At 65.7% G+C, this 3625-nt stretch carries 3 protein-coding genes; all 3 read left to right on the top strand.

The genetic code is table 11. The features are described 5' to 3' along the window. The coding region (locus tag EOD07_RS26690; protein ID WP_127237541.1) for a transaminase at positions 1-1049 on the top strand (1049 nt) is incomplete at its 5' end. 11 nt (positions 1050-1060) lie between these two features. Continuing rightward, a complete protein-coding gene (locus EOD07_RS26685; RefSeq protein ID WP_127237540.1) occupies positions 1061-2467 on the top strand; it encodes a glutamine synthetase family protein in 1407 nt (468 codons plus the stop codon). Positions 2468-2556: 89 nt separating this feature from the next. Next, positions 2557-3625: putative DNA modification/repair radical SAM protein (locus EOD07_RS26680; RefSeq protein ID WP_127237539.1), on the top strand; the 1069-nt coding region annotated here is incomplete at its 3' end.

Here is a 3625-nt window from a genome sequence, read left to right as displayed (position 1 = left end):
CCCGAGGTCTGACCTATATGTTGCCCAGCGAGGACGCGCTGGCGATCGGCACGCTCCTGCAGCAGCGCTTCGGCCTGCCCTACTGGCAGATCGCCACCACCGCCACCGACGCCAACCGCTTCGCGCTGCGCGTCGCCCGCGCGGTGACGGGGCGCGAGAAGATCCTGGTCTTCAACGGCTGCTATCACGGCTCGGTCGACGAGACGATGGTGCGGCTGATCGACGGCAAGCCGGTGAACCGGCCTGGGCTCGCCGGCGAGTTCCGCGATCTCACGCGGGCTACCAAGATCGTCGAATTCAACGACATCCCAGCCTTGGAGGCAGCGCTCGCGGACCGCGACGTCGCCTGCGTCATCACCGAGCCGGTGCTGACCAATTCCTGCATGGTGCTGCCGGAACCCGGCTTCCACGACGCGCTGCGGCGGCTTACCCGCGCGGCTGGCACGCTGCTTCTGATCGACGAGACGCACACGATCTCGACCGGCCCCGGCGGCTATACGAAGAAGCACGGGCTGGAACCGGACCTGTTCGTGCTCGGCAAGCCGGTGGCCGGCGGCGTGCCGGCGAGCATCTGGGGCATGAGCGAGGAGGTCGCCACGCGCTACGGCGCCTACAACCGGACCAGGGAGTCCGGCTATTCCGGCATGGGCACAACATTGTCCGCCAATCCGCTGCAATTCGCCGCGATGCGCGCGACGCTGGAAGAGGTGATGACCGAGGAGGCCTACGCGCATATGGACCGGCTGGCGCGCCGGCTCGATGCGGGGCTCTCCGCCGTCATCCAGCGAAACAAGCTGCCCTGGCATGTCGCGCGGGTCGGCGCGCGCGTGGAATTCATCTGCGCGCCGGGACCGTTGCACAATGGTGGCGAGGCGGAGAAGGCGCATGCGCCGGAGCTGGAAGCCGCCATCCATGTCGCGCTGGTCAATCGCGGCCTGCTGATCGCGCCGTTCCACAACATGATGCTGATCTCGCCGGCAACGACTTCAGCGCAAGTGAGCCGGCTGATCGCCGCCTTCGCCGCGGTTGCGGGCAAACTTGCGGCGTGAGACAAGCAGGCATGGACAATCCGAACGCCGTAACCACCTCGCCTTCCGGCTCGACGCCGGCCGAGGCGAAAGCCTTTCTCGACGCCCATCCCGACATCGAGGCTTTCGACATCGTGCTTACCGACGCCAACGGCATCGGCCGCGGCAAGATCGTGCGCCGGCACGAGCTGATGGGCATTTTCGAGAACGGCCGGCATCTGCCGATCTCGATCCTCGGCCTCGACATCACCGGCGAAGACGTGCACGAGACCGGGCTGGTTTGGGACACTGGCGACGGCGACCTCAGGGCATGGCCGATCCCGGGCACGCTGGCGCCGCTCTACGGTACCAGCCCACCGCGCGGCCAGCTGCTGATGTCGATGTACCATCTCGACGGCCAGCCGATGACCTCCGACCCGCGGCTGGTGCTGGCAAGGCAAGTGGAATTGCTCGCCGCGCGCGGCCTGCATCCGGCCGGTGCCTTCGAGCTTGAGTTCTTCCTGCTGTCCAATGAGCGCGACGCGGACGGCAAGGTGCAGCCTGCCCGCGCGGTGCTCGACGGCCGCCGCTCGGCCAAGACCGAGGTCTATTCGGTCGACCATCTGCATGGCATGGAGCCGCTGTTTTCCGACATCTACGCCGCGGCGAAGGCGCAAGGCATACCGGCCGAAACCGTCATTTCCGAATACGCGCCCGGCCAGTACGAGCTGACGCTCAACTACCGCAAGGACGTGATGCGCGCGGCGGACGACCTCGTGATGCTGAAGCGGCTGGTGCGAGCGCAAGCGCGCCGGCACGGCGTCACCGCCTGCTTCATGGCCAAGCCCATCGAGGCCTATGCCGGCTCCGGCATGCATTTCCACGTCTCGCTGCAGGACGATTCCGGCCGCAACGTTTTCACCGAGGCCACCGGCGAGAAATGGTCGCCCAAGCTGCTCAACGCGCTTGGCGGCCTGATCCACACCATGGCGGAATCGATGCTGGTGTTTGCGCCGCACGCCAATTCATGGCGGCGCTTCGTCTCGCAATCCTACGCGCCGGTGGCGCCGACATGGGGCGTCAACAACCGCTCGGTAGCGTTGCGCGTGCCGGCGGGCGATGCCAGGAACCGCCGCATCGAGCACCGGCCGTCGGGCGTCGACGCCAACCCCTATCTGGTGGCGGCGACGGTGCTGGCCGGCATCGTCAAAGGCCTGGATGAAGGTCTGGATCCCGGTCCCGAGACGACCGGCAACGGCTACGAGCAGGCGACGGAGAAATCGGCCATGCCGGCCGACTGGCGCGCCGCGATCGAAGCGGCCCGTGCCTCCGATTTCCTGAAATCGGCGCTCGGCCCCGACCTGCACAGGACCTTCGTGGCGATCAAGCAGGCCGAATATCTGCGTGTCGCCCGCACCGTCAGCGAGCTGGATTACCATCTCTATCTGCACGAGGTGTGATGCGCTGGCCGACAGGCGCGGCGATCACGTTTCGCCGTCGGCAATCAAAAGTTATAGCCAATTGCATCTTCGGAACATATCATGAACAAATGGCTATGCTTTCCGTCCGCGAGAAACTGGCGATCCTGTCCGACGCCGCCAAATACGATGCCTCCTGCGCTTCGTCCGGCTCGGCGAAGCGCGACTCGCTGAGATCGGGCGGCATCGGTTCGACCGAGGGTTCCGGCATCTGTCATTCCTACGCCCCGGACGGGCGCTGCATATCGCTGCTCAAAATCCTGCTCACGAATTTCTGCATCTACGACTGCAGCTATTGCATCAACCGCTCGTCCTCGAATGTGCGGCGCGCCCGCTTCAGCGTCGAGGAGGTGGTGAAGCTCACCATGGATTTCTACCGCCGCAACTACATCGAGGGCCTTTTCCTGTCGTCAGGCGTCATCCGCTCGCCCGACGAGACCATGGGCGAGATGGTCGACGTGGCGCGCAGGCTGAGGATCGAAGAGAAGTTCGGCGGTTATATCCACCTGAAGACAATTCCTGAGGCGTCGGCCGAGCTGATCGAGAAAGCCGGCCTCTATGCCGACCGATTGTCGATCAATGTCGAATTGCCGACCGACGAGGGCGTGAAGAAACTGGCGCCGGAAAAGAAGCCGGAAGCGATCCGGCTTTCGATGGCCAAGCTGCGCCGCAAGATCGAGGAGAAGGCCGAGCCCACTTTGCAGAGCCGCAGGCGTGAGCGCTTCGCGCCGGGCGGCCAGTCGACACAGATGATCGTGGGCGCCGACAAAACGTCCGACGACGGCATCCTGCGCGCCAGCGCCCGGCTTTACGGCAGCTATCACCTGCGCCGCGTCTACTACTCCGCCTTCAGCCCGATCCCGGATTCGTCGTCGGCGTTGCCCCTGCGGAAGCCCCCGCTGATGCGCGAGCACCGGCTCTACCAGGCGGACTGGCTGATGCGGTTCTACGGTTTCTCGCAGCCGGAGATCCTGGACGGCAGCAATGACGGGATGCTGGATTTGGCCATCGACCCCAAGCTAGCCTGGGCGCTGCGCAACCGCGGCCGGTTCCCGGTCGACGTCAACCGCGCCGAGCGCGAAGCGCTGCTGCGCGTTCCAGGGCTCGGCACCAAGGTCATCGACCGGATCATCGAGACCC

The organism is Mesorhizobium sp. M2C.T.Ca.TU.002.02.1.1, from assembly GCF_003997225.1.
Note: the sequence above shows the minus strand (reverse complement) of the source record. Positions and strands in the feature narration are given on the sequence as shown.